Annotated in this window: 27 protein-coding genes; 8 read left to right on the forward strand and 19 right to left on the reverse strand. The window is 50.1% G+C overall.

The features are described from left to right. The first annotated feature begins 29 nt into the window (after nucleotides 1–29). Entirely contained in the window at nucleotides 30–755 is a 726-nt protein-coding gene (locus C2M35_RS06085) for an META domain-containing protein (protein WP_105264843.1), read from the forward strand. A gap of 246 nt (nucleotides 756–1,001) precedes the next feature. Then, nucleotides 1,002–1,568: an SRPBCC family protein gene (locus C2M35_RS06090; protein ID WP_105264844.1), complete on the forward strand. Its 567-nt coding sequence runs from the start codon at nucleotides 1,002–1,004 to the stop codon at nucleotides 1,566–1,568. Between the two features lie 64 nt (nucleotides 1,569–1,632). On the opposite strand, the gene C2M35_RS06095 is transcribed toward C2M35_RS06090, so the two are convergent. The 6 genes from C2M35_RS06095 to C2M35_RS06120 form a co-directional block, all read right to left on the reverse strand. Further along, nucleotides 1,633–2,409 (reverse strand): TIGR04219 family outer membrane beta-barrel protein, encoded by a 777-nt coding sequence (locus C2M35_RS06095; protein WP_105214824.1) that lies wholly within the window; start codon nucleotides 2,407–2,409, stop codon nucleotides 1,633–1,635. 11 nt (nucleotides 2,410–2,420) lie between these two features. After that, on the reverse strand, nucleotides 2,421–3,407 hold the full coding sequence (locus C2M35_RS06100) for a DUF2333 family protein (RefSeq protein ID WP_105200123.1): 987 nt from the start codon (nucleotides 3,405–3,407) through the stop codon (nucleotides 2,421–2,423). A gap of 8 nt (nucleotides 3,408–3,415) precedes the next feature. Beyond that, nucleotides 3,416–3,904 (reverse strand): copper chaperone PCu(A)C, encoded by a 489-nt coding sequence (locus C2M35_RS06105; RefSeq protein WP_105264845.1) that lies wholly within the window; start codon nucleotides 3,902–3,904, stop codon nucleotides 3,416–3,418. Between the two features lie 101 nt (nucleotides 3,905–4,005). Next, a complete protein-coding gene (locus C2M35_RS06110; protein WP_105264846.1) occupies nucleotides 4,006–4,209 on the reverse strand; it encodes a PspC domain-containing protein in 204 nt (67 codons plus the stop codon). A gap of 143 nt (nucleotides 4,210–4,352) precedes the next feature. Further along, nucleotides 4,353–5,357 carry a tRNA dihydrouridine(20/20a) synthase DusA gene (gene dusA, locus C2M35_RS06115; RefSeq protein ID WP_105264847.1) on the reverse strand — a complete coding sequence of 335 codons (1,005 nt, stop codon included), beginning with the start codon at nucleotides 5,355–5,357 and terminating at the stop codon, nucleotides 4,353–4,355. A 108-nt stretch (nucleotides 5,358–5,465) separates the two neighbouring features. After that, nucleotides 5,466–6,074 (reverse strand): MarC family protein, encoded by a 609-nt coding sequence (locus C2M35_RS06120; RefSeq protein ID WP_105264848.1) that lies wholly within the window; start codon nucleotides 6,072–6,074, stop codon nucleotides 5,466–5,468. 113 nt (nucleotides 6,075–6,187) lie between these two features. Here C2M35_RS06120 and C2M35_RS06125 point away from each other — a divergent pair, with 113 nt between their 5' ends. The 3 genes from C2M35_RS06125 to C2M35_RS06135 all read left to right on the forward strand — a co-directional run bounded on the left by C2M35_RS06125 (nucleotide 6,188) and on the right by C2M35_RS06135 (nucleotide 7,742). Continuing rightward, nucleotides 6,188–6,622 carry a transcriptional repressor gene (locus C2M35_RS06125; RefSeq protein ID WP_105264849.1) on the forward strand — a complete coding sequence of 145 codons (435 nt, stop codon included), beginning with the start codon at nucleotides 6,188–6,190 and terminating at the stop codon, nucleotides 6,620–6,622. A 38-nt stretch (nucleotides 6,623–6,660) separates the two neighbouring features. Beyond that, nucleotides 6,661–7,092, forward strand: coding sequence for a secondary thiamine-phosphate synthase enzyme YjbQ (locus tag C2M35_RS06130; RefSeq protein ID WP_105264850.1), 432 nt, complete (start codon nucleotides 6,661–6,663; stop codon nucleotides 7,090–7,092). 101 nt (nucleotides 7,093–7,193) lie between these two features. Continuing rightward, nucleotides 7,194–7,742 carry a hypothetical protein gene (locus tag C2M35_RS06135; protein ID WP_105264851.1) on the forward strand — a complete coding sequence of 183 codons (549 nt, stop codon included), beginning with the start codon at nucleotides 7,194–7,196 and terminating at the stop codon, nucleotides 7,740–7,742. Here the strand turns inward: C2M35_RS06135 and C2M35_RS06140 are convergent. The 7 genes from C2M35_RS06140 to C2M35_RS06170 all read right to left on the reverse strand — a co-directional run bounded on the left by C2M35_RS06140 (nucleotide 7,729) and on the right by C2M35_RS06170 (nucleotide 16,196). Further along, on the reverse strand, nucleotides 7,729–10,377 hold the full coding sequence (locus tag C2M35_RS06140) for a serine/threonine-protein kinase (RefSeq protein WP_105264852.1): 2,649 nt from the start codon (nucleotides 10,375–10,377) through the stop codon (nucleotides 7,729–7,731). The two genes, C2M35_RS06135 and C2M35_RS06140, sit on opposite strands and share 14 nt — an antisense overlap. Before the next feature lie 14 nt (nucleotides 10,378–10,391). Then, complete coding sequence (locus C2M35_RS06145; RefSeq protein ID WP_105187937.1) at nucleotides 10,392–11,372, reverse strand: FHA domain-containing protein; 981 nt, start codon at nucleotides 11,370–11,372, stop codon at nucleotides 10,392–10,394. Between the two features lie 198 nt (nucleotides 11,373–11,570). Then, nucleotides 11,571–12,650 (reverse strand): alanine racemase, encoded by a 1,080-nt coding sequence (gene alr, locus C2M35_RS06150; RefSeq protein ID WP_105200114.1) that lies wholly within the window; start codon nucleotides 12,648–12,650, stop codon nucleotides 11,571–11,573. A gap of 5 nt (nucleotides 12,651–12,655) precedes the next feature. After that, the gene (gene dnaB / locus C2M35_RS06155; RefSeq protein WP_105200113.1) at nucleotides 12,656–14,035 is read right to left on the reverse strand and encodes a replicative DNA helicase; all 1,380 of its coding nucleotides are present in this window, start codon (nucleotides 14,033–14,035) and stop codon (nucleotides 12,656–12,658) included. Nucleotides 14,036–14,170: 135 nt separating this feature from the next. Further along, nucleotides 14,171–15,127 carry a DUF4097 family beta strand repeat-containing protein gene (locus C2M35_RS06160; RefSeq protein WP_105264853.1) on the reverse strand — a complete coding sequence of 319 codons (957 nt, stop codon included), beginning with the start codon at nucleotides 15,125–15,127 and terminating at the stop codon, nucleotides 14,171–14,173. Between the two features lie 9 nt (nucleotides 15,128–15,136). After that, nucleotides 15,137–15,646: a hypothetical protein gene (locus C2M35_RS06165; protein WP_199774396.1), complete on the reverse strand. Its 510-nt coding sequence runs from the start codon at nucleotides 15,644–15,646 to the stop codon at nucleotides 15,137–15,139. Continuing rightward, nucleotides 15,633–16,196 (reverse strand): RNA polymerase sigma factor, encoded by a 564-nt coding sequence (locus C2M35_RS06170; protein ID WP_105214838.1) that lies wholly within the window; start codon nucleotides 16,194–16,196, stop codon nucleotides 15,633–15,635. Before C2M35_RS06170 ends, C2M35_RS06165 begins: the two co-directional genes overlap by 14 nt. Nucleotides 16,197–17,241: 1,045 nt before the next feature. Between C2M35_RS06170 and yidD the strand changes: the two genes are divergently transcribed. The 3 genes from yidD to C2M35_RS06190 all read left to right on the forward strand — a co-directional run bounded on the left by yidD (nucleotide 17,242) and on the right by C2M35_RS06190 (nucleotide 18,929). Then, the gene (gene yidD, locus C2M35_RS06180) at nucleotides 17,242–17,604 is read left to right on the forward strand and encodes a membrane protein insertion efficiency factor YidD (RefSeq protein WP_199774397.1); all 363 of its coding nucleotides are present in this window, start codon (nucleotides 17,242–17,244) and stop codon (nucleotides 17,602–17,604) included. Nucleotides 17,605–17,624: 20 nt separating this feature from the next. Next, entirely contained in the window at nucleotides 17,625–17,966 is a 342-nt protein-coding gene (locus C2M35_RS06185; RefSeq protein ID WP_105264856.1) for a cupin domain-containing protein, read from the forward strand. 432 nt (nucleotides 17,967–18,398) lie between these two features. After that, complete coding sequence (locus C2M35_RS06190; protein ID WP_105200107.1) at nucleotides 18,399–18,929, forward strand: outer membrane beta-barrel protein; 531 nt, start codon at nucleotides 18,399–18,401, stop codon at nucleotides 18,927–18,929. Nucleotides 18,930–19,544: 615 nt separating this feature from the next. Here the strand turns inward: C2M35_RS06190 and rplI are convergent. The 6 genes from rplI to rnr all read right to left on the reverse strand — a co-directional run bounded on the left by rplI (nucleotide 19,545) and on the right by rnr (nucleotide 24,352). Next, nucleotides 19,545–19,997, reverse strand: a complete 453-nt coding sequence (gene rplI, locus C2M35_RS06195; RefSeq protein ID WP_105200106.1) for a 50S ribosomal protein L9 — start codon at nucleotides 19,995–19,997, stop codon at nucleotides 19,545–19,547. Between the two features lie 35 nt (nucleotides 19,998–20,032). Continuing rightward, nucleotides 20,033–20,260 carry a 30S ribosomal protein S18 gene (gene rpsR, locus C2M35_RS06200; protein ID WP_010386263.1) on the reverse strand — a complete coding sequence of 76 codons (228 nt, stop codon included), beginning with the start codon at nucleotides 20,258–20,260 and terminating at the stop codon, nucleotides 20,033–20,035. An 11-nt stretch (nucleotides 20,261–20,271) separates the two neighbouring features. Next, nucleotides 20,272–20,601 carry a primosomal replication protein N gene (gene priB, locus C2M35_RS06205; RefSeq protein WP_105200105.1) on the reverse strand — a complete coding sequence of 110 codons (330 nt, stop codon included), beginning with the start codon at nucleotides 20,599–20,601 and terminating at the stop codon, nucleotides 20,272–20,274. An 18-nt stretch (nucleotides 20,602–20,619) separates the two neighbouring features. Further along, nucleotides 20,620–20,964 (reverse strand): 30S ribosomal protein S6, encoded by a 345-nt coding sequence (gene rpsF / locus C2M35_RS06210; RefSeq protein ID WP_105200104.1) that lies wholly within the window; start codon nucleotides 20,962–20,964, stop codon nucleotides 20,620–20,622. Nucleotides 20,965–21,151: 187 nt separating this feature from the next. Then, nucleotides 21,152–21,886: a 23S rRNA (guanosine(2251)-2'-O)-methyltransferase RlmB gene (rlmB, locus tag C2M35_RS06215; RefSeq protein WP_105200296.1), complete on the reverse strand. Its 735-nt coding sequence runs from the start codon at nucleotides 21,884–21,886 to the stop codon at nucleotides 21,152–21,154. 12 nt (nucleotides 21,887–21,898) lie between these two features. Then, nucleotides 21,899–24,352, reverse strand: coding sequence for a ribonuclease R (rnr, locus tag C2M35_RS06220; protein WP_105264857.1), 2,454 nt, complete (start codon nucleotides 24,350–24,352; stop codon nucleotides 21,899–21,901). Nucleotides 24,353–24,371: the final 19 nt, after the last annotated feature.

The raw sequence follows: 24,371 nt of genomic DNA on the forward strand, positions 1-24,371 counted from the left end.
ATACTGGCAGTATTAAAGGAGTTAATAATATGAGCAAAAAGATTACTTTTTCGGCCCTAGCCCTTACCAGCGTATTATTGGGTGCCTGTAGCAATACCCCGGAGCAAGGCGCACAAACCGCCGCCGAGCAACAAATGAAAACCATGCAGGTGCAGGTTCTTTACAAAGACCGCAGCATGCTACCGCCTGGCTCGCAGTTAACCGTTACCCTTTCCGATGTCTCAAAAATGGATGTGGCCGCCGAAGTCATTGCCAGCGAAACCGTTACTTTAGATGGTGCGCCGCCTTATGATCTAGCCTTGACCTATGCCGCCGATGCGGTAAAAGAGCGTATGCGTTACAGCGTCAGCGCCAAAATAACCCATAATGGTGAGCTGCGCTATATCACCACCCAAAATAACGACCCCTTCGGTACCACGCAGACACAAAGCCCGATTAAGGTGATGATGGAGCGCGTTGCCAAGCCGAATGAAAACCTGGTTAATACCTACTGGAAAGCGATGAAAATCGGCACTGAGCAAGTAGTTGTTCAACAGCGTGAACCGCAAATCACCCTGCACCAGGACGGTCGTGTTAGCGGCTTCTTGGGTTGTAACCAGGTTATGGGTCAATACGTGACAGCTCAGCACTTTGGCTTACGCTTTAAGTCGTTAGCCAGCACCAGAAAAATGTGTATGGAGCAAATGGATCAAGAGCAAGCATTCAGCAAGGTGCTAGCCGATACCTTCTCATACCGCATTAATGGCGACACTTAACCTTGAAAAATGAGCAAGGCGATGCCCTGGCTAGCTTTAAGGCCGTACACCTGCCATAAGGCTTTTTATTGCGGCGTCTTGGCGCCGCATTCTCCTTTATTTTTTCAGCTCTTCCCCTACCCCTTTATCCCTAGAAAACGCCGCTTTTGTTCCCATTAAAAAAACAACAGCATGGTAAATTTGCCACGAACAGGATATTCTAATCCTTTATAATTATCCGTAACTTACGGTAAGAGGCCATATAGCGTGCTGACAGCCTTAGAAAAATCGCTCAAAGTCCTGGTGCTTATCCTACTTGTTATCGTCTTTTTTGGTCTGGTACTGACCCCCAGCTATCAGGTGCAGCGCAGCGTCGATATCACAAGTTCATCGGCGCAAATTGCCCCCTGGTTACAGGATTTAAACAACTGGCCAAAATGGCTGGCGGTGCAACAAATCGAAGATCGCGCCCGGCTGCAGGTACATGGCAGAACTCAGGGCGTAGGTGCGCATATCAACTGGCTAGGTGACAGCTCCCGTGGTGAACTGAGCATTACCCACAGCAGTGCGGAGCAATTAGAATTTCAGGTGCTGGTAAATGATGAATACCTTTCCCGTGGCACTATCCGCACCCAAGGCTATGCCCAAGGCAGCAGGGTAACCTGGCAACAGCGGGGAGAAATCACCATTCCGGTACTTGGTCCTTATCTGGCCTGGCTTGCCGAGCATCAACTGCAAAATACCATCACCCATAGTCTGAATAACTTAAGAACCCTATCCGAGCTGCCCCAGCCAGAGCACGATAAGAATAGTGAGCAGCCCAGCGACCCCTAGCCTGCTTTTGGAAAGACACAAAAAAAGCGCCAAAAGGCGCCTTTTTTGCTGCGCAGATCTGCGCTTAGAAGTGCACCTGCAAACCGGCGAACGGTCCAGATACATCGATATCCGTATTGATATCGTCGATATCATCAAGCTCGATCAGCATGCTGCGGTAACCGCCGCGAATAGCCACATCAACCGCTAAGTTATCGATCACTTCCCACTCAACACCAACCTGGTAGTCATGCACCGAGCTGTCATCAAGAGCGAACATGCTGCCTTCAGCAAACACGCTAAGACCTGTGAACGGCAGGCCAACCTGAGCACGGCCATAGGCTAGTGGTACAAAGCCAGAGAAGTCGGTGCGCACCATGGCTCCTGTGCTGGCGTTTTCACCACTCATGGTATCAATGATGTAAAAATCACCATCGAACTGCTTAGCACTTAGACCCAAGTCGATCGACAGGGTATCGTTATCGAAAATTTCGTAGTACAACACATAGTCGATATGAGTAAGATCGGTTTCGGTATACAGGTTCGTGCCGGCGCCAAAGTTAACGTCCTGGAACTCAAAACCGTCAACTAGGGTGGTGTCGCCGGTTACGTCCATTTCCGTGTAACGTAATTTCACGTTAGGGATAAGTGGTACTGGGTGCTCTAGGGCTACGTAGTAACTGGTTAAGGTTTCATCTTCAAACGCGAAATCCTGCTGGGCATTACCTTTACTACCAAAGCTGCCTTCCGGCTCTGCCTGCCAGCCTTCGGCACCTACGTATAAACCCAGTAACGTATCGGCCTGGGCTACTGGCGCCATGCTTGCTAACGATACTGCTGCCGCTAGAACGTACTTTTTCATTTTATCCCCTATTATCCTTGTGCGAGTAACTCGCTTAGTTCAATCAGTGCCGCATTGGCACGCGAAATATAATTAGCCATCACCAAAGAGTGATTGGCCACAAAACCAAAACCACTGCCGTTTAAGACCATTGGGCTCCATACCGGCTCCTGCGTAGCTTCAAGCTCGCGGATGATCTGCTGCACACTCACCCTGGCATTTTTCTTCTCTAATACATCGGCAAAGTCATACTCAATGGCATTTAGAAAATGCAGTAACGCCCAGGTGGCACCACGGGCTTCGTAAAAGGTGTCGTCAATTTTCCACCAGGAAGTACGCACCATTTGCTCATGAGGCGCATAGGTGGCCTGATGGGCTTCGCGATCCCCGGCTAAATCCGTGTTTAAGCGCTCCTGACCGACACTGGCACTGAGGCGCTGACTTAAGCTACCTAGGCGCTTTTCTGCTTCTTTAACCCAGGCGCGCAGGTTATCGGCACGGGCGTAAAACTGACTTTGGCGATCACCACTGTCGGCAATTTGCGAGCGGTATTCAATCAGCAGCTCTATGCCTTTTTGATACTCACCCTCGGCACTTGGCCACATCCAGGCGGTATTGCTGATGTTAAATTGCGGCTGAGCTTTTTTCAGCGAAGGATGCTCGGTTGACTGAGATTGCGAACGGCTAAAGTCTTTACGCATGGATAGGGCCATATCACGGGCCATTTCCAATGCGCCGTATTCCCAGGCCGGCATATTGTCCATCATAACGCTCGGCGGCATCATGTCATTGCTGAGGTAGCCACCTGGTTTATCGAGTAAGGTTTGAGTCACAGTGATCAGCGCCGAGGTGGTCACATATCCTGTCACCAGTTGCTCGTTACGTTCACTGGCCTGCTGCTTAGCATTTTCGAGCACATCAAAGCGGTCTGGCTCTATGCTCCAATACACGGCAATTAAATAAAATAACAATAATACAGCGGCGATGGCGGCTGCGATCTTTCCTTTATGCTGTGACATATCAACTCCTAGTTGTGGTGGTGCTGGTGCTCACTGCCGCTGTCGCGCTTTTGCTCTTTCTCTATCAAGCTGAAAACACGCGCCTGGCCATTTACACGTTCGCCATCGGCGAAGATCAGTGTCATTTTCAGAGTCTGATCGACGCTAAGGGCCTGCTGTGGCGAAAATAACATTAAGTGTAGCCCACCCGGTTGCAACACTATGCGGCTATTTGCGCCGATAGTGAGGCTGTCCAACTTGCGCATTTTCATCATGCCATCGCTGTGTTCATGGGTATGAATTTCCACGCGCCCCAGCGACTCTAGTTCAACGGCTTTAAGGGTGCGCTCACGCTCGGAATTATTTTCCAAGGTAAAATAGCCCACCGAGCTGCTGGCCGCCGGCAAAAACTGGCGAACCTTAGCCTCGCTGATCATTAGCCCATCCTGGGCGTAGCTAAAGGCACAAGCACAGAGGGCCGTTGCCGCAAGCAAGGCCCGATTGAAAATACGCAACATAATGCTTCCTTGAATTTATCCCTTGAAGGTACCCTAATATAACTTAATGACAACTGAGTGTCTTTAGTAAAATCAGCAACCTAAACCCCACTGGGGTGGGATTAAATAAGGATCTGCTCCTCAAAGAGCAGGTGGCAAACAAGGTAAAGCGCCGCCATGATAATGGGGGCATTGAGAAAGACGATGATCACCGCCAAACGAACCAGCCAGATTGGCAGATGGTGATGTTTCGCAAAACCGGCACATACGCCGGAGATTTTCTTATTCAGGGCATCGCGATAATAAGTGCTGCTTGATTTAGCCATGCTGTACTCCTAATTAGTGGAACTACTGCATGGCTCTCAAGTTATATGCCAAAACATAAGATGTTGAATTGAAAGGATTATAAAATACAGTCGGCTAATTTCAATTAGCCGGACAGACTAATTTGTAGTGTATTTGCCTACTTCTAGCTGACAAAGCCCAATGCCTGTACCAGGGTTTGCGCCGTGGCTTCACTTTTATGGCCGTTTTCGGAAAGGTGGCGACGATAACCGCGCGCTCCCGGCATCCCTTGGAAAAGCCCCAGCATATGACGCGCCACATGCCAAAAGCGGGCGCCCTGGCGCATTTCATCGTCAATATAATCCAACATTTGCGCGGCCACCTGATGGCGGGTCAAGGTGCAGCCCGGCAGGCCATAAAGCTCGGCATCCACCTGCGCCAGCAAATAAGGATTGCTGTATGCTTCCCGGCCTATCATCACACCATCAACATGCTCTAAATGATGCTGACACTCGGCAAGGGTTTTGATGCCGCCGTTAATGCTGATATGCAGATGCGGATAGTCTTTTTTCAACTGGTACACACGAGGATAATCAAGCGGCGGGATTTCACGGTTTTCCTTCGGGCTCAAGCCCTGCAACCAGGCCTTACGGGCATGGATAATAAAATCATCACAGCCGATTTTATGATTGGCATCGATCAACGCCAAAAGGAACTCATAGCTGTCTTGCTCATCGATACCAATACGGGTTTTTACCGTAACCGGGATATCGGTCACCGCCTTCATCGCCGCAATGCCCTCGGCCACCAGCTCCGGCTGGGCCATCAAACAGGCGCCAAAGCGACCATTTTGCACCCTATCGGAAGGACAACCCACGTTTAAGTTAATTTCCGCATAACCGCGCTCTGCCGCCAGCTTAGCGCAATGGGCCAACTCCTCGGGGTTTGAACCTCCAAGCTGCAAGGCCACAGGTTGCTCATGCTGGTTAAAATGCAGGTAATCGCCCTTGCCATGAATAATGGCACCGGTAGTGATCATCTCAGTGTAAAGCACCGCCTCTTTGCTCATCAGGCGATGAAAGGTACGGCAATGACGGTCGGTCCAATCCAGCATTGGGGCAACGCTAAAACGGCGGAAAGTGTCTTGCTGCCAAGTGGGAGTCGGAGTATGAGTGATAGTATCTGTCATGGCTGATTACCTAAAAAACGCCTGCGGTCGTGCAGTACTAGTGTGCAGTAAGGGCGCGAATTATACGCAACTAACGCGTAAATTTCACGCCATCCAGCAATCCTCTTGCTAGAGAGCAAAATAATCTTTAATGCCGCCGAGGATATTGGCCACCGCCACCGAGCTTAAGATCAAACCCATAACCCGGGAAATAATACTGGCGCCACTGTCACCGATAAAGTTATGCACATAACGGGCAAGCAGCAAGAGCAGGAGCACCAAAACCAGCACACCCAGCATCACAGCAGAAGTGATCGCCTGCTCGACCCAGGTAAACTCGGCATTACGGGTCATCAGTACCGCGCCCAGCATGGCCCCGGGGCTGGCAATGGAAGGAATGGCCAAGGGGAAAATCGCGGTTTCGGTGGAGTCACGCATGCTCTTGATCTCGGACTCAGGCTTCCCCTCACCGAAGATCATGGTCAAAGCAAATAACAACAGAACGATACCGCCGGCAATTTGAAACGCGGCTAAGGGAATACGAATGGCGTTTAACAGCAGCTCGCCAACCACCACAAAGAATAATAACACCAGGGCTGAAACGGCGACGGCCTTATAGGCTACTTTGCGTTTAAAGGCGGCATCTTCGCCTCGGGTGACGGCGATAAATACCGGAATGGTACCAACCGGGTCGATAACCGCAAAAAAGAAGATAAATGTGGCGATTAACTCGTTCACGCTAACTCCCAGTTATGAAAACAAAATTATACCGTTGGCGACAATTCAGAGATAGTAATTTTTCGCGACCATAGTATGCTATTAGGGGTGCGAGAAGATCAAAAAGGTAACCTATGAACGTTGATGCGCTGGTCAATAAAGCGAAAAGAATGTGTGATAGCAAGGGTGCGCGCTTCACACCCATTAGAGAAAAGGTTTTTCGCTTACTGGCGAGCACCGAAAGCGGTGTAGGTGCCTACGACTTACTTGAGCAGCTTAAGGTTACCGAAAGCAGTGCCAAACCGGCCACCATTTATCGCGCCCTCGATTTTCTGGCGGAGCAAGGCTTTATTCATAAAATCGAAAGCACCAATGCCTTTATGCTGTGCCATCATTTTGAGTCCATCCACCCGGTGCAATTGCTGATCTGTGATCAGTGCGGTCATGTGGCTGAGCTGCACTCCGGCGTGCTTTCCCATGAGCTAAGCGCTCTTGCTCTTGAGCATGGCTTTAGCGTCAGCGCCCAAACCATAGAGGCCCATGGCATTTGCAAGAACTGCCAATCTTAAGCGCCACAGCAGTACGTCAAAATGAGCCGTGATACCTTATGAGCTGGCAACAACATCAAGTCACCCTAAGCGCCAAAACGCGTGGTTTTCATCTTATCGATGATGAACTGGAGCGGCTTTTGCCACAAATCGGCCAGTATCAGGTCGGCTTGGTACACCTGTTACTGCTGCACACCTCCGCCAGTTTAACCATTAATGAAAACGCCGATCCCACGGTGCGTCAGGATATGGAAGCCCACTTCAACTGGGCCGCCCCCGAGCGCCAGCCCTTCTATCGCCACACCTATGAAGGGGATGACGATATGCCGGCCCATATCAAGGCCAGCACCCTGGGCAGCGAGCTGACCTTGCCTATTCGCGACGGGCATCTGGTGCTAGGCACCTGGCAGGGCATTTATCTGGGTGAGCACAGAGATATGGGTGGCAAGCGACGCATTTTGGCGACCTTTCAGGGTCAAATGTACCCCTAATAAAAACACCAAAAGTTCTTTTCTTACAATAGATTACAATTTTCCTTTTTTATTCAAACTATGGCTATAGTTAATAGACTCTGAATCAATAAGGAACAACAATGCTCACTCCAAATCATACAAATTTGATCGTTCCCTGCCTGCCCAATGACTACACAGCACAACAAAGCTTTATGCTCACCCCCAGCAGCTCACAACGCTGGGTAACCCAACTGAGCGACAGTGGTGAGCGTTTAGGCGGCTCCAATAACGACGACTTCAACGTCACCTTCACCAATAATGCCGAAGACCCCAGTATTGAAAAGCGCCAGGAAGCCAGATTTATAGTGCATATTGAAGACCCGGATTGGGAATTTTTCGGCAATGGCGTGGAATATGTTAAGAGTGACAGCAATTGTAACTACAATGTCGACTCGCAGTTGAGCGAAGATAAGAAACAGCTCACCATAGTGCTGCGCCAGGTAGAACCCACGATTCGCTATGCAGGCAGTGATAACAGCCCTCTTGATAAGGTGATTGAGGTCACGCCCTCACCTTCGGCACAACCGCTAACCATTGGCTTTCGTTATACCGCCAAGCAATTGAGCAGCGGCCGTTTTTATATGTCTCAGGACCCGCGCATTATAGTCGATCGCCCTAAAGAGCAGTAACCGGGGCGTCATCACAAAGCCGTTGTGACTGGTGTAATCGCTGGGTAAATTGCGGATAGGCACATAACGGCTTGAACCAGGGGAGGACAAACCAGTTGGCACCATACCCCGCCTGCATCGCCTTTTGCACGTAATACAGCGCCGAATGATTATCGCCGGTAGCAGCATAGACAATGGCTGCGGCATAATGGATATCCGCCAGCTCCTGCCCGAGCTCCAAACTGGTATTAATGGCGGTGGTTGCCCTTTGATAATCTCCCAGATGGGCATAGGCCTGGGCCCTGTCTGACCAGGAGTAAGCGGACTGCTGACCATTATTCACATCTATCACTCGCTGATAATACTCACGTCCCAAAGCCAATTGCCCCGCCAGGGTCAACGCATCCGCATAGTTTAACAGGATCCCCGAATTATTTGGCGCCAGGCTATGAGCTTGCCCGGCTATGATCTGCGCCTGCTGATATTGCTGCACATACAAATAGGCCAAAGCAAGATTAGCCAAGATGCTGGTGTTGGCAACATCCTTGGGATCTAAAGACTCCTTAATGAGCGCCTCATAATGGCGGATCACTGTAGCAAAGTCGCCCTGGGTGAGCGCCAGCACCGCCATTAACTGTAAGGCATCCTTGTCCAATGGCAGCTTATTGAGCACATCATCGAGCAAGGACAGCGCCGAGTCGATGTCGCCCATGCTATAGAGCAAGGACGCCAGCTTTATTTGCACATTTAGATTGGGTCGCATCATCAGGGAACGCTCCAAGGCATCACGTCCCTTTTCTCGCTCTCCTTGAGCCAAATACCAGGAAGCTTGCAGGTTTAAATATTCCGCCTCTCCTCCACCTAGCCGGCGTAATTGCGCCAGGTCATGAGACGCATCTTCAACCTTTCCCTGGGCCAAGGACAGCAAGATACGGCTGCTAAAATAACTGGGCCGACGCTGATATTGTCGCGGCGCCTGCGCCAACAAGCCTTGCACCTGCTCTAGATATTCATCCTTGCCGGTGATCTCCTTCAGCTGCAGCGCCAATTCCCGCGCCAGCGTATAGCCCACATCAAAATGCGATTCTGTACTCAACAAAGCCATAACCTCGTTGAACAAGGGCTCACTGATCTCGTCATCATTATAATAACGGTTGTAATAATTGAAGATTTGCTCCTGAAGCGCCTGCTCATCCTGCATATTAAAGCTTGTCTCATGAGCAAACAGACTGGCGCCATAAAAGCGCGCCGACTCATGCACATTGCGGGTGTCGACCAAATCCGACTGCCATTGCTTGGTGGCCACCAGCTGCCAGTCTGGCGCCTCTAAGCGGCTGATTTCAATGCTGCAATAGCGCTGTTGGCAAGAAGCCGAGCTGGTGATAAAAACGCTGGCTCCGGTGTAATCGGCCAGCATCTGAAAATAGGTTTTGGGGTCTTGTAAGCGCTCCGGCTCAACTCCCTTGGCCAGCATCTGCAGTTCCGTACGACTAACCAGATGCTCATTTTGCGATGCCAATTGTTGCCACAATGCACTTTGAATAGAACCGCTTAGCGTGCCCTGGTAGTAGGCCAACTCGGGCGCTGCTATCTCTACCTGAGTGGGTAAAATAGCCACCACAGGCGCCTTGATAAAGTAATCGCGAAACAGATAGAGGCTCACCAGCAAGACAGCGATAAAGCCAAAGGTAAGGCCATAATACCAGGCTCGCCGAGTAGGTTTTGAGCTCGTTTTAGCCGGCTCTGAAGCTTCGGAGGCAGCCTCAGATGAAGCCATCTCATTTTGCTTGCCCTGGGCTGGGGCCTCTAGCGGCTCGGTCTGCTGCGCCATAATGGCCTGCTGTACCTGCAACTGCAATATTTGCTCAAGCTGAGTGCTCAACGCACCACGGCGTAAGTTAACACGCTTACCCGGCTCTACCGCCAAGCCCTGACTGAGTATATGGATAAGCGGCTGCGGCAAGTAGGCAGAAAACGCATTCAGATCAATAAACTGACCATCGCATATGGCCCGCGCCATATCTTTTTCACTACCTTGGCCTTGGCCGCCATAGGGGTGCTGTCCCGTCAGTAACTCGATGGCAAGCACACAAAAGGAAAACCAGTCGCTGTTATTGCTAAGAGGCTGACCAAGGATTTGCTCCGGCGCCATATAGCCTTGAGTACCGGCGCTCGCACCGGCCTTGGCATTTGCACCAATAAATTCGGCAATACCAAAATCGGCAACTTTTACCGCCCCCGATTCACTGATCAAAATATTGCTGGGCTTTAAATCCCTATGGATGATGCCGTTGCGATGAGCATGCTCCAGCCCTTTGGCGATATCGATCAACAGGGAGAGCTTTTGTTCCAGGCTGAGTAAATGCTGTTTTTGGTACTGCAGCAGATTTTTGCCACGGCAAAATTCCATTACCAGAAAATGCGTATCCTGATCTTCTGCACAATCAAATACTTGAATAATATTGGGGTGATTTAATCGAGCGAGAAAGCGCGCTTCACTCAGGGCTTCAGCACTGTCGGCGGCGCTAAGATCCGCCTGCGCCAACACCTTTAAGGCAACCGTGCGCTCCAACTTGGTATCGAACGCTTCAAAGACGGTCCCCATGGCACCCTGGTAGATCAGATGTTTAATCTCGTAGTGTGCTAACTTCTGCATTACCGCTAGCCCTACTAGTTAGAAGCGCTGTTGATTGCGCCCTCGAGTTGGTGACCCTTATAAATCTCGAAGTTACTGGCGTTAAAGCGCACCTTGCGCAGCTTACGTTCAATAACATGATCCGCCCCTTCCACATGAGCCAGGGCATCGCTAAATTGTTTGCGGGCGCGATGAATTTGAATATTAAGATAGCGGGAATCTATGCCTAAGTCTTTGGCGATCACTTCGGTATCAACCCATCCCTGGCTTAGCTCATGCACGCCCTTGGCCGCGTCCTGCGCCCTATAGCGCGCCAAGTTCAGAGTAAGATAATGATGGCAACGCTCACCCAGGTCGACCTCTTCATTAGGGCCTTTAATCACCAGCTCCGCCGACTCTTCATCTAAAGTAAGGTTGAAAATAAAGTTAAGATCCGCCAGTTTCACGCTGGCCACATCACGCATGGCGGTTGCCGCCTCGCTATGGCTTAAGTGCAATTGATAGGTATGGCGACTGTCGCTCACCCTGTCATGCTCTATGATAATGGTGTGCTCAAGCAGCGGTCCGTCGAGGCGTTCAAAACACCAAAAGCCGCTCTCACGCTGAATAAATACGGCAATTTCCGGCTGCTCATCTGGGATCAGGTTATAGCTGCTCAGGGGGATATGTTGCTCGGTGGGCCGTTGCAATGAGTTGAGAATAATCAGCATATCTTCGGGCTTATCGAGATTGGCAACCCGATAACCGCTGCAGCTATTGCCGGGAAAGGTAAGCAGATCATTGCAATGAAGTATCTCTGGGCGATCTTTTTCCAAGCGCTTCGAGTTCAACCAGGTGCCATTACGACTTAGATCGCGGATCTGCCAATGACTCCCCTGCCACTCGATAATACAGTGAATTTTCGACACGCTGGGCTCAACAACTAGGGTGTCGACGCTATATTGAAAGCGACCAAAACTATGGTGGGCATGCAGGTAGATCACATTGTCCGTATCTAGTTCGATAAGGTAAGCCATATCCGCTCCCAGCACCTGTCCCTATAAGAATTGTTGTAACTGACATTTTGGGCTTTTTTTTAGAAAAAAGAAACAACTGCTTTACAAGTCGGCCACAACCCCACTGGGATAATTAGCTTTTCACTTATAAATCAAATTGATAGCTTATTTTTCATTGCGCAGGGCGGGAAAATAACAACAAAGGCGGCTTCTCACCGCCTAGTTTAGATACTGGTAGGTAACCCGTGGAGTGATATTGCACAGCAATTCATAGGGGATAGTGCTGGCGCAGGTGGCAATTTCTTCGATGCCGAGCTCGGCGCCCCACATGATGGCGTCATCACCCACCGCCACGCTCTGGTTATCGGCGCCTATATCTACGCTGATCATGTCCATGGACACCCTGCCCACCAGCGGATAGCGACGACCATTAATCAGCACTGGGGTGCCGTTTTCGGCATGGCGCGGATAGCCGTCACCATAACCTATAGCCACCACAGCCAACTGGGTATCGGCACTGGCCTGCCAGTGACCGCCATAGCCTACGGGTTCGCCCTTTTTCACCCGACGCACCGCAATCACTTCGCTGGTCAGGCTCATCACCGGCTGTAAACCCAGCTCAGAGGAGGTTTTACCCTGCACCGGCGATACCCCATAAAGCATCAAGCCGGGGCGCACCCAGTGACCATGGCTTTGCGGGTAATTGATAATGGCGGCGGAATTAGCCAGGCATAAGGGTGCTGGCTTATCGCTGACCAAGGTAGTAAAGGTGGCCAGCTGGGTTTGGTTATAGCTGTTTTCAAGCTCGTCGGCGCAGGCAAAATGAGTCATCAAATGCAGCTGCTCATGCACATTGGCACAGCGTTTAAGACGCTGATAAAACTGCTCAAACTGCTCCGGCTCAACGCCGAGGCGGTGCATGCCGGTGTCGACCTTAAGCCACACTTTGATTTGACCATTGAGCTGCGCCTGCTCCAGCGCTGCTAACTGGTACTCGTCATGGACTATGGTTTGGAAATTGTTGGCCAGCATGATGTCGATATCGCTGGCCTTAAAAAAGCCTTCAAGCAAGACAATTGGCTTGGTAATACCGCCGGTGCGCAGCGCCAAGGCTTCTTCAATGCGGGCCACGGCGAAGGCATCCGCCCCCGCCAGTTGCTGGGCTATGGGCACCAGACCATGGCCATAGGCGTTGGCCTTAAGTACCGCCATCACCTGACTGTTGGGCGCCAGCTCTTTTACCCGGGCGAGATTGGCTCGCAGTGCAGAAAAATCAATAGTTGCCGTAGCCAGGGCCATAATTATTAGTACTCATCTTCCATTGCCGGTCCGGCATAATTATCAAAGCGTGAGTATTGCCCCTGGAAAGTTAACCTGACCTTACCGATAGGGCCGTTACGCTGCTTACCTATGATGATTTCCGCAGTGCCCTTGTCGTTACTGTCTTCGTTGTAAACCTCATCACGGTAGATAAACATGATCAAGTCGGCATCCTGCTCGATTGAGCCCGATTCACGCAAGTCCGAGTTTACCGGGCGCTTATCGGCACGCTGCTCCAGCGTACGGTTAAGCTGCGACAGGGCTACCACGGGGCACTCAAGCTCTTTGGCCAGGGCCTTAAGTGAGCGAGAAATTTCGGCGATTTCCAGGGTTCGGTTATCAGACAAACTTGGCACCCGCATCAGCTGCAGGTAGTCGACCATGATCATACTGATGCCGCCGTGATCACGGGCGATACGACGGGCTCGTGAACGCACATCGGTAGGCGTTAGCCCCGAGGCGTCATCGACATACATCTTGCCCTTTTCGATCAGTAGTCCCATGGTGGAAGATAAACGCGCCCAATCATCATCATCCAGCTGACCGGTACGTACCTTGGTTTGGTTGATACGTCCTAATGACGCCAACATACGCATCATGATCTGCTCCGAGGGCATCTCCAGTGAGAAGATAACTACGGGCTTATCTCGGGTCATGGCAGCATGTTCGGCCAGGTTCATGGCGAAGGTGGTTTTACCCATGGACGGACGAGCGGCGACTATGATCAAATCCGAAGGCTGTAAACCTGCGGTCATTTTATCGAGATCCGAATAACCCGTGCTGACACCGGTTACACCGTCTTGGGGCGACTGATACAACTCTTCGATTTTATCGACGGTCTTTTCCAAAATAGTATGGATATTTTGCGGACCTTCGGTGCTCTTGGTGCGCTGTTCAGCGATTTTAAATACTTTACTCTCGGCCAGATCGAGTAACTCATGACTGCCGCGCCCTTCGGGGTTAAAACCGGCTTCGGCAATTTCATTAGCCACACCGATCATTTCACGCACTACGGCACGTTCACGTACGATATGCGCATAGGCAGAGATATTCGCCGCACTTGGCGTATTTTTGGCAATTTCCCCTAAATAAGCAAAGCCACCTATGCCTTCCAGCTGGTTATTTTTCTCCAGCGATTCCGAAATGGTGATGAGATCTATGGGCTGCCCAGCTTCCACCAAACGTTCCATGGCCTCGAAAATAAACCTGTGCGTGCGGGTATAGAAATCCTGAGATACCACTATCTCAGCCACACGGTCAAAGGCTTCATTATCAAGCATTAGGCCACCAAGCACGGATTGCTCGGCTTCAATGGAATGCGGGGGTACTTTTAGGCTATCAACCTGTTTATCTATCTTTGCCATAGTTACTCAAAAGGGGAGCGAATTGCCTTATTCTATCGGCTTAGTATGGCAGTGCAACAATTGCGTCGTATTTTTAAAAAAGAAGCGGGCTAAGTGCCCGCTAAGTTGGGAGTTGTTTTTTGCTAGTCGCGTTAATTAGTCGTTTTTACGTAAGTTGGTGTTACCACTGATGGTGGTCACCTCCACTTCGGCCTCGCCCTGACCCAGGGTGAAACTTAGGCTCTCGCCCGGGCCGTACTTGGCTTTGACCGCCTTGTCTTTGCTCAGCTCGTTGCGGATATCGCCACCGGCATGAGCGTCTAAGTCAAAGCGTGCCGATACACTCGTTGGCAGGTACAAGTCAAAGTCACCACTGACGCTTTCGGCACGAATCTGCGCATTCGCTTTAAGCTCTTGCACATACACTTCCAGCTCGCCGTTAACCGTGTTCAGCTTCAAGCTGCCCAGGGTTTGTGCGTGCAAAGTCAGATCACCATTGACGTTCTCAAAACGAATATCTTCTGAACTGGTTTTGCTGGTGACATCGCCGTTTACCAGGGTCATGCGCAGCTGGCCGGCAGAATTAACATCGTTAATATCGCCATTGACGGTTTGGTAGCGAATATCACCTTGCAGGTCGGTGCCATCAATATCGCCGTTAACGGTTTCAAAGGTCAGTTTGCCTTGTAATTTTTTGGCATCGATATCGCCGTTAACGGTTTCAATACGGCTGTCGCCATTGAGATCGCTTACATCTACATCGACATTCACGCCTTCCAGGCTTAGGGCGCTTTGCATCGGCATATAAATGGTGAGCCTGGAACCTTCACCCTCATCATCCTTATTGCCCCAACCCCAATTGGAGCTCTTAGGCATTTTGACAATAAAGTCGGTGCGTTGACCGCGTGTTTCCAGGGTGTAGCCTTCGGCTCTGTCGTCCAGCTCGCCCTTGATCTGCAGGCTTGCCTTATCCCAGCCCTTGATAATGATGTCGCCGCGCTGATTGTCGATAAAGATACGACCATCCGCAGGTACGTTGATCTGCTCGTCGATTTTCTCGCCCGCCAAGGCCAAACATGGAACCAATGCCAGGGTATACGCTAGTGCTTTCATCTTCTTCTCCTAAATATGCTGTAATACAGTGCCCTGCTTGGGCTGGTGCACTTTATTAATTAAATCAAGTTGTTGTTGGTATACTTGCGCTAACATGCCAAGTAGGGCGCGATTATTTGGGTCGTCTTCCAGCGCGGTTTTGATTGCCTTTTCCGCCTGCTCCAACTCTTCGAGTTGCTGTTGCCAGTTATCGGTTAACGCCGGTTGCGACTGATACTGCACCAGCAGGCTCTGCTTTTGTTGCTCAAATACATCGCTTATAAGCGCAAACTGGGGTTGTTGAGCGTCTTGCTGCATTGGCATGTTCAAGCCCACCACGGCCACCAGAATCGCTGCGGCGGCACTGCCGAATGCCGGCATCAGCCAATTGCGCTTTGCCTTGTTTTGGTTAGCGCTTTGCTGCAAGTTAATCGCATGCTCAATACCTGGCCAAAGGTCGCGGCTTGGGCTCACTTCTTTTTGCTGCGATTGCAGTTGCTCATCTAAAAACTGGTCGAAGTCTGGTTTACTCATTTTCATACCACTCCTTTAACAACCCTCTGGCGCGGTGATACTGGGATTTTGACGATCCCACCGCCATATTCATCATCTGTGCTATTTCTTCGTGGCGATAGCCTTCCACCGCGTGCAGGACAAATACCTGCCGGGCGCGCTCGGGCAAACGCACTATTAGTTTGTCGAGACCATTAAGCTCCTGACATTGCGCGGCTTGCTCGTACTCCATGCCGGCATCTTCACTGCTCACCACCCGCTGAATCCAGTTCTTTTGCTTGCGCAGATAACTGATAGCGATATTGCTGGCCACGCGATGCAACCAGGTGCTGAATTGCGACTGACCATCGAAGCTATGTATTTTTTGCCACAATTGCACAAACACTTCCTGAGTCACATCTTCCGCCTGCGCCGGGTCGGCCACCAAGCGCAGACAGAGCGCATACACACGTTTTACATGCGTTTGGTACAGGATATAAAAGGCATCTTGGTCACCCTGCTGGGCTTTCTCTATGCTTTGTAGTTCCTGTTGCGCCGTTTGTGTTTGTGAGAATGCCTGTTCGGCATTAACCAACATCCGCGTCATCCTGTTGTTGTTTATTTGCTTTGTTACTCTATTAGACGCACCCAAAAGTACAAAGGGTTTAAATGGTTTTAAAAAATTTTTTAATTTATTTTTCAAAGGGTCACAAAGGTGCCTTTGGCGTGGGGCTGAAAAGTTGGGTGATCGTAGTGACGATGGTACTTTGAATTGAGTTCTTGTAGGGTCGCCGACCTCGACTTAGAGGAAATGCTTGGTTCAGTGCGATGCTAATAATTCGTCCCTGAAGCTGGGTTCCTGCCGGCATCCCTACCTCCACCTCCTCATGCTGCGACGATTATCAATCGTCGGTCATTCGTCGCCCCTAAGAACCCAGAGGCGCCCCGACATTGCATTATCTCCTCAACGCGCTACGAGAAGTGAACGTAACCAACATGCATAGGACAGTCCCCCTCCTCGTAGAACTCGTCGCCTTCAAGCGGCGGGAGTGAAATTATTCACTCCCTTGTTTCCGCTTTCAGCCATTTCCTGGGCATGTTTTCGCCCTTAGTCCAAAGGGCGATTACTCTTCTCGTATCGCGTTTCGGATGCAATGTAAGGGGATTTAGCTGATACACCGAGTTCAATTATCGCGTTGTTTATGTTGATAAAGATCTCACTATGAGGAAGTACATAAATTGGACTTTCTGTGCTAACAAGTTAATCTAGCCAACATGGGATGTGGTCTAAAAGTCATAATCACGAACGGCTTTAAGCAAGGATTGAGCATTTGGAAATTTTCTTTTCGCTACTATTTTTGATGTTGTTGGTTAATCTTGTGGTTATCAGCAAACTTAAATGCAAATACCCAAACGAAGTAAAGTATTGGGACTCTCCATCTGGCTTGATGAGCAACATCACCAACGCATCATTTCTATATGGCTATATCGGCACCCGCCAATTTCGGCATATCAAGTTGGATGCAAATATTAAGATACGGTGCGAAGTTTTGTTTGCCATCGTTTGGGGATTTCTTAGCTACCCCGGGTATATCCTGCTTCACGAACTTTACCCGTGGTAGCGAGTCAAGTATTAGGAAAAAATGATGAACTTCCTCGCGGTAATTTTTATACGCTTCTATCAGCGCTTTATTTCTCCCTACAAAGGGTTTCACTGTGCGCATGCCTGCCTGCACAAAGGAGCGTCCTGTTCTGCCGCAGTATTAGACATCGTCCAAAAAGATGGAGTCTGGCACGGATACCAAAAAATCAGAGCACGCATGTATGCCTGTAAAAGTGCCTATGCCACGCTGCAACTAAACACCCAAAAAGATAAAAACAAACGCAAAAAGAAAGACAATGACTATGACTGCTGCGACCCATCCGCGGCCTGCGATGTCGCCAGCTGCGCGGGAAGAGGAAAAAATTGCGACCTACCCGACCTCCCTTGCGACTGCTGGCCATAAACACTTAACTCAGGAATAGCATGAAACCCGTTAATACCGAAAATACAGAGCACTACACCTGGGGCGATAACTGCGATGGTTGGCATTTAGTGAAATCTGCCAACCTCAGTGTTATTCAAGAATGCGTGCCACCAGGTTGTAAAGAAGTCCGTCATTATCACGAGCACGCCGAGCAGTTCTTCTTTATCCTCAGCGGCATCGCCACCATCGAAGTAGACGGTAAAGAGTATGAATTACACCCTCAACAAGGCATCCACATCCCCTCCCAAACACCGCACCAACTCAAAAATAAACACGAAGAACACCTCTGTTTCATCGTCACCTCAACACCCCCAAGCCATGGAGATAGAGTGTTAGTTTGAATAGACTAGTCTTCACATCAGCTTAGTGTCTGCACTGAGCGAGGAGAAGACGCTCGAAGCATCTCATATTATCTATTTAAACGGTAATTACCGTCCATAACGGCTTTCCAACATCAATAACTCTGGCCCCATCACTTTTTCCCATTGTCTTTTAATACATTACCTTTGTGGCTAGGATGGTCGCTCTTGATGCAAATTCTTAAGAGAGCAACCTTGCCTGCTCGCTCCAAAACTTTCCAGATCGTGACGCTTCGACTACATTATTAACACTACCCACATGAAATTAATCACAAAAGTATGGAAACATCAGTGAGACACACATATACAGGAAACCAATTTTACAAAGGAATGGGCGTGTTATAACTGTCCTAGTAAGTACAAATATACTTTGGAGTAACATTTACGCTATCTATACTCGACTCGGAGAAAGTAATGAAAAAATCGAAACTTAATGGCGCAATTTTGTTGATGTTGGGCATAACGGGTAATGCCGTCGCACAGAATAACTTCTACGCGGGGGCGAGCATCGGGCAAGCTACCATCGATGCGTGCAGCGGTATCACCAGTTGCGACGATGAGGACACCGGCAGGAAGATCTTCGGTGGTTGGGAGTTCTATTCGAACCTCGCGTTTGAGGCCGCTTGGGTGGATTTTGGTGAGATCGATGGTTCCATAGACGGTTCGAAAGTCAGCGCCGCAGTAGACGGGTGGTCACTCGCTGCGAAGGGCAAGCTACCACTCAATGAGCATTTTGGCCTGTTCGGCAAGTTTGGCATGATCACTTGGGATCTCGAAGGAGGCGGAGCTGCTTCCGGAATTGATGACGATGGCAGCGATCTTTTGTATGGCCTCGGCGCTGAATACATGTTCAATGACCAATTCAGTATTGTCGCTGAGTGGGAGTGGTATGATATTGACGAAGACGTTGATCTGTTTTCTGCCGGTGTACTGTTCAGGTTCTAATCTGAGCGAAACAATCAATCTAAATAATGCCCTTGTATGGCTTCGCGAGTCTGCATAGCGGGATTGATCGCTCAGGAACACTCTGCTCAATTGGGCGGAGTTGATGATTGCTCTACTTCCGAGTTTGGCACTTAGAGGCCTATAGGAAATCTCAAAACTAACAGGTATCGATCTCCCGTTTGAATTCGCGCTGTAGAAATCAGGTTTTGTTGTGGAGTGTGTCATTGAGAGCGAGGGCGACGGGTGACCGAAGCCTTGCTTCGCAGCTCACGGAGGTGGAGGCATGGATGCCGACAGGATCACGGCTTCAGGGATGAATTATTAGCACCCAAGCTAATTCGTCCCTCTTTAGGTGCCGTCCCTGGCCTCTCTCTGGCTCAAGGCGTTCGCTTGCTAAAAATAGTCCACCGGACTATTTTCTTAACGCGCTCACCCAACGCGACAAGATCGACCCAAAGGCACCTTTGTCTGCGCATAGCACCGAACTACAGCCGCATTGTCGGCAGCCCGACAAAACCTAGCCAAAGGCACCTTTGTCGGCGCAAAGCACCGACCTACAACTGGCATAAAAAAACCGCGCCTTGGCGCGGTTTTTCACATAAAGCTAATCGACGATTAAGCTTCAGCAATAACGATCACTTTGATAGTTGCAGTAACTTCTGAGTGAACCTGGATTGCTACGTCGAACTCACCTGTTTCACGGATAGTACCGGTAGGTAGGCGAACTTCTGATTTAGCTACAGCGATACCAGTTGCAGAGATCGCGTCAGCGATGTCACGAGTACCGATTGAACCAAATAGTTTACCTTCGTCACCTGCTTTAGAAACAAGAGTCACTTCTGCAAGTGCTTCAAGCTTCTCAGCGCGTGCTTGTGAAGCAGCTAGCTCTTCAGCGATTTTCGCTTCAAGCTCAGCGCGACGTGCTTCGAAAGTTTCGATGTTAACTTTAGTTGCAGGAACTGCCTTACCTTTAGGGAAAAGGAAGTTACGTGCGAAACCAGATTTAACTGAAACCTGGTCACCTAGGCTACCTAGGTTTGCGATCTTGTCTAGTAGAATAACTTGCATGTCTCTACACCTTTTAAAAACAGTTAATCCGCTGCTTACTTGTGTAAGTCAGTGTATGGAAGAAGGGCTAGGTAGCGAGCACGCTTGATAGCGGTTGCTAGCTGACGCTGATACTTAGCGCTAGTACCTGTGATACGGCTAGGTACGATTTTGCCACTTTCTGTAACGTAGTTTTTAAGAGTAGCTAGATCTTTATAATCGATTTGTTGTACGCCTTCCGCTTTGAAGCGGCAGAACTTACGACGTCTGAAGTAACGTGCCATGAGTATTTTCCTCAATTAATTCTTTCAATTTGCTGAGCGTGTAGTACCAGTTGACTGAGGCCGTTTCGGCCCTGATGGCGATTTAAAAATCCCCTAACTCGTACCTGTTGCTCAACTTGCAAATACTGTGTTGCTGGTTGATGCTCATTGCCACTTGCGACCACTTGAATGCGAACATAACTTTGTCGGTTAAGTTGCGCTTCAACCTGTATTGAACGATGCTCAAGCACGAAAATACAGTGTGGCACACCGGCCGGGCTTTGACTGAATTTTGGGGCCTTACAAATAACGCCACCAAGTTCGACTAGGTTGAGCGCTTGCTCGCTAGACAGTTCAGCCATTACAACCACGCAGAACGATTAAGCTTCAGCAGCAGCTTCTTTTTTCTCTTCTTTAGCAAGAGGAGAAGCTTCAGTTACTGCATCTTTAGTGCGCATAACTAGGTTACGAAGCACTGCATCGTTGTAGCGGAAAGAAGTTTCAAGCTCGTTGATTACTTCAGTTGGTGCTTCAACGTTCATTAGAACATAGTGTGCTTTGTGAAGCTTTTCGATTGGGTAAGCCAGTTGACGACGACCCCAGTCTTCTAGACGGTGAATTTTACCGCCAGCTTCAGTGATAGAACCAGTATAACGCTCGATCATACCAGCTACTTGTTCACTTTGATCTGGATGAACCATGAATACGATTTCGTAATGACGCATGGGTATTCCTTACGGTTAATATAGCCTTCCACCGTTTCGACCACTCGGTTTAAGGCAAGGAATTAAAGTTAAAAGGTCGAAATGAGCGCGTATTCTACGCATTGCTGGCAAATTAAGCAACTTAATTTATCCGCCTTAAGCAATAAAAAAGCCCGCGATAATGCGGGCTTCACGCTATTTCGATAAGTTAAGCGCGCTGTCTTAGCACTTCGAATAAACTGATGCCCGTAGCCACGGATACATTGAGGCTGGATACAGTGCCCACCATGGGGATTTTCACCAACACATCGCAGTGCTCGCGGGTCAAACGGCGCATGCCATCGCCCTCGGCGCCCATCACTATGGCGATCGGACCGGTCAGATTGGCTTCGAACAAGGTGGTGTCGGTTTCACCGGCAGTGCCCACTACCCACACGCCCGCGTCCTTGATTTCACGCAGGGTACGCGCCAGGTTGGTCACCTGCACTAAGGGCACGGTTTCCGCTGCACCACAGGCCACCTTACGGGCCGTGGCATTTAACCTGGCCGACTTATCCTTAGGCACCACAACGGCATGGACACCGGCGGCATCGGCGCTACGTAAACAGGCACCGAGATTATGCGGATCGGTAATGCCATCAAGCACCAACAAGAAGGGGGTTTGCTCGCGCTTGATAATATCGTCCAAGTCTTTTTCGCTGTACTGCTTACCGGCGCGCACATTGGCGATAATGCCCTGGTGCTGTTCGCCCTTGGCCTTATCGTCCAGGGCCTTGCGCTGCATAAACTGGATTGAAATACCAAACTTGCGAGCCTGATTAATAACGTCATTAAGACGCTTGTCTTCGCGGCCCTTGAGTGCGTAAATCTCTAAAAAGCGCTCAGGCTCTTTGCTTAAGATGGCTTCAACGCTGTGAAAGCCAAAAATTAGTTCGTTGCTCACAAACACTCTCTACTATTTTGCTCTGGTGCGGGCATTTTTACCTGCACGCTGCTTTTTCTTTGCCTTCTTGGCCTTGGCTTTTTTCGCCACGGCCCCCGTTCTGTCTTTTTCACCAGCCTTTTTAGGCTTGTCCTTGCCTGCGGGTTTAGCGCCCGACCTTGAGCCAGATTTGGAACCTGACTTAGCTCCGGACTTGGCGCCAGATCTAGGCTTTCTACCTTTATCAGGGATCTCCCCTGATTTTAGCTGCTCGCGCACCGAAGGTTTAGCGCGGCGGCGACTATATCTGTCTTCAGCATCGCTGGCCAGCACCAGGTTAATGCGGCGCTCTTCAAGGGACACCGAGGCCACCTGCACGCGCACCTTATCACCCATGCGATACACCTTGTTGGTGTGCTCGCCCACTAAACAGTGCTTGGCACCATCATAATGGAAGTATTCATCACCTAAACTGGCAATATGCACCAGGCCGTCAATCTGCAGGTCATCCAGGCGTACAAAAATGCCGAAGTTGGTCACCGAGGAGATCACCCCGCCAAACTGCATGCCCACATGGTCTTGCATATATTCACATTTTAGCCAATCCGCCACTTCACGGGTGGCATCATCGGCGCGGCGTTCGGTCATGGAACATTGCTCGCCCAGTTGATCCGCTTCATCGGCGCTGTATGCATGCTCGCCGCTGGTTTGCTGACCCTGAGATTTTAAAATGGCCTTAATGGCGCGGTGCACCACCAAATCCGGGTAACGACGTATGGGCGAGGTAAAATGCGCATATGCCGGCAGAGCCAAACCAAAGTGGCCAATGTTGTCGGCCTGATACACGGCTTGCTTCATGGCGCGCAGCAACATGGTTTGGATCAGCTCAATTTCTGGACGCTCCGCCAGCTTATTGATGGCGGCGGTGATCTCACCGGGCTCGGGGGCATCACCAAAGGGATGCTCCACACCCAGCTCACCTAAGAACTCACGGAAATGTCCCAGCTTTTCGCTGTCCGGCTCATCATGCACCCGATACAGGGCGCTGGCTTCGTGTTTTTCCAACAAGCGCGCGGCGGCGACGTTGGCCATGATCATGCACTCTTCGATCAGCATATGAGCATCGTTACGCACCACGGGCACAATCGAGTCTATTTTGCGATGAGCATTAAAGACAAAGCGGGTTTCCAGAGTATCAAACTCAATGGCACCGCGCTGCTGACGCGCCGCCTTTAATGCCATATACATTTGCTGCAGGTCTTTTAGATAACCCACTAACGGCTCGTACTCTTCGCACAGGCGCTCGTCGCCTTCTAAAATACCATGCACCTTGGTGTAGGTTAGACGGGCATGGGAGTTCATCACCGCTTCGTAGAAACGATAACCCGACAACTTACCTGCATCGGAAACAGTCATTTCCGCCACCATACAAAGGCGGTCCACCTTAGGGTTCAAGGAACACAGGCCATTGGAAAGCACTTTCGGCAGCATGGGGATCACCTGCTCGGGGAAGTACACTGAGTTACCACGGTTGATGGCTTCCATATCCAGCGGTGAGCCCTTTTTCACATAGTGAGAAACATCGGCGATGGCCACCCACAGGCGCCAGCCACCGGATTTATTGCGCTCACAATACACGGCGTCATCGAAATCTCGGGCGTCTTCACCGTCTATGGTCACCAGCGGCAGATGACGTAAATCTACTCGCCCTTGCTTATCTTTTTCTTCAACAAACTCGCCCAGAGGCGCAACCTGCTGTTCAACGGCCTCCGGCCATTGATGGGGAATTTCGTAGTTGCGCAGTGCCACTTCGATTTCCATGCCCGGCGCCAGGTGATCGCCCAGCACTTCGGTCACCTTGCCTACCGCATTCATATGGCGGGTCGGGTTTTGGGTGATCTCGATTTGCACCATTTGATTATGACGCGCACCCTTTTCTGCACCGGGCAGAACTATAATGTCTTGCGTCAGGCGCGGATCTTCCGGCACCACCACGGCCATACCGTGCTCAACAAAATAACGACCAATAATAGGCGCACGCTCGTTTTCCAGCACCCGAACAATACGCGCTTCCACCTTACCACCCTGGCCTCGTGAGCCAGCCTTGGCCAGCACCACATCACCATGGAGCACCAGATTCATCTGATGACGGGGAATAAACCAGTCTTTGGGTTCACCCTCAACCTGCAAGAAGCCAAAGCCGTCACGGTGGCCGATAACCTTGCCTTTCAACAGGGCGCTATCCTCGGGGATGACGTAACATTTGTGCTTATTAAAATGCACCTGACCTTCACGCTCCATGGCACGCAAACGACGCTTAAAAGCGATTTGACGATCACTTTCATAAACTTCGAGTTCGCCGCAAAGTTGGCTAAAGGTGGCAGGTTTAGAGCGTTTCTTTATGTGGTCGAGAATAAACTCTCGGCTGGGGACGGGATTGTCGTATTTTTGCTGTTCTCTATCGAGGTATGGATCCTGCTTGGTCATTCATTAACTTATACTATGA

It is taken from the genome of Pseudoalteromonas sp. T1lg76 (assembly GCF_002964725.1).
GTDB lineage: Bacteria > Pseudomonadota > Gammaproteobacteria > Enterobacterales > Alteromonadaceae > Pseudoalteromonas.